Genomic DNA, 1,912 nt, shown 5'->3' on the forward strand with positions numbered 1-1,912 from the left:
GATCGTCCTCGACGAGCCCACCAACCACCTCGACGTCGAGGGCATCTCCTGGCTCGCCCGGCATCTGCGCGAGCGCCGCTCCGCGCTCGTCTGCGTCACCCACGACCGCTGGTTCCTCGACCAGGTCTGCACCCGCATGTGGGACGTGCAGAAGGGCGCGGTGTACGACTACGAGGGCGGCTACACCGACTACGTCTTCGCCCGCGCCGAGCGCGAACGCATCGCCGCCACCGAAGAGGTCAAGCGGCAGAACCTCGTCCGCAAGGAGCTGGCCTGGCTGCGGCGCGGGGCGCCCGCCCGTACGTCGAAGCCGCGCTTCCGCGTCGAGGCCGCCAACGAGCTGATCGCCGACGTACCGCCGCCCCGCGACACCAGCGAGCTGATGAAGTTCGCCTCGACCCGCCTCGGCAAGACCGTGTTCGATCTGGAAGACGTGACCGTGCAGGCCGGGCCCAAGGTGCTCCTCAAGCACCTCACCTGGCAGCTCGGCCCCGGCGACCGTATCGGCCTCGTCGGCGTCAACGGCGCCGGCAAGACCTCCCTGCTCCGTGCCATGGCCGAGGCCGCCCGCACCGGGGGCGAGACCCAGCCCGCCGCCGGGCGCGTCGCCGTCGGCAAGACCGTCAAGCTCGCCTACCTCTCCCAGGAGGTCGGCGAGCTCAACCCGAACCTGCGGGTGCTGGAGGCCGTGCAGCAGGTCCGGGACCGCGTCGACCTCGGCAAGGGGCGCGAGCTGACCGCCGGGCAGTTGTGCGAGACCTTCGGGTTCGGGAAAGAGAAGCAGTGGACCCCGGTCGGGGACCTCAGCGGTGGTGAGCGGCGGCGGCTCCAGATCCTGCGCCTCCTCATGGACGAGCCCAACGTCCTCTTCCTCGACGAGCCCACCAACGACCTCGACATCGAGACCCTCACCCAGCTCGAAGACCTGCTCGACGGCTGGCCCGGCTCCATGGTCGTCATCTCCCACGACCGGTTCTTCATCGAGCGCACCACCGACCGCGTCTTCGCCCTCCTCGGCGACGCCGCTCTCCGTATGCTGCCGCGCGGCATCGACGAGTACCTGGAGCGGCGCAAGCGGATGGAGGAGGTCGCGGCCGCCGCCGTACCGGTACCGGCCGCCGCCAAGGCCGTCACCGAGAAGAGTGCCGCCGACGTCCGGGCCGCCAAGAAGGAACTCCAGAAGATCGAGCGGCAGTTGGACAAGATGTCGGAGCGTGAGAGCAAGCTGCACACGCAGATCGCCGACAACGCCACCGACTTCGAGAAGGTCGCCAAGCTCGACGCCGAACTTCGTGAACTCGCGGGCGAACGCGACGAGTTGGAAATGCGGTGGCTGGAACTCGCGGACGAGTCGTAGTCGCGGTCTGGCGGTTCGCGCACGGGCGGGCGCGAACCGTGAAGCTCGCAGTCATGGCGTGAAGGGCTCGTGAACACGCATAACAGCGGCATCACGAGCCGGTTCTCCCTTGGGAACAGAGGTGACGGGGGCGGATACCGTCCGGTGCGGGGTGGCCACAGAGTGGTAGAAAGAGGCTTCTGAGAACTCCCCGAGCAACTCTCCGCGTGCGTCCGGATCAGTCCGGAATCCGTTCGCGATCCCTCCAGGATCCGTTCGCGCACCGTTCGCGTGCCTCGGGGCGTGGCTAAAAATCAGCTGAAGGGGGAACGCGCTGATGACCCAGCCGCCCGGCCAACCACCCCAAGGTCCGTACGAGGGGCCACCGACGGGCCCGCCCGCGGTTCCGCCCACGGACCCGCCCCAGGGCGGCTTCGGCCCACCGCCGGAGACACCGCAGCAGGGACAGCAACAGCCACCGCAGCAGCCGCCCCAGCCAGTGGCGAAGGGCACCCCATACGGGGTCCAGCCACCCCTGCCCTCGGCCCCACCCACTCCCCAGCCGGGGTACGGCTA

The 1,912-nt window shown here is 69.4% G+C and carries 1 protein-coding gene; it reads left to right on the forward strand.

What is annotated here, in order from left to right; genetic code table 11:
- Window positions 1-1,357, forward strand: a 1,357-nt coding sequence (locus tag AOK08_RS40700) for an ABC-F family ATP-binding cassette domain-containing protein (RefSeq protein WP_055535451.1), incomplete at its 5' end; no start/stop codon positions are given.
- Window positions 1,358-1,912 lie beyond the last annotated feature (555 nt).

It is taken from the genome of Streptomyces graminilatus, assembly GCF_001418565.1.
GTDB classification, from domain to species: Bacteria; Actinomycetota; Actinomycetes; order Streptomycetales; family Streptomycetaceae; genus Streptomyces; species Streptomyces graminilatus.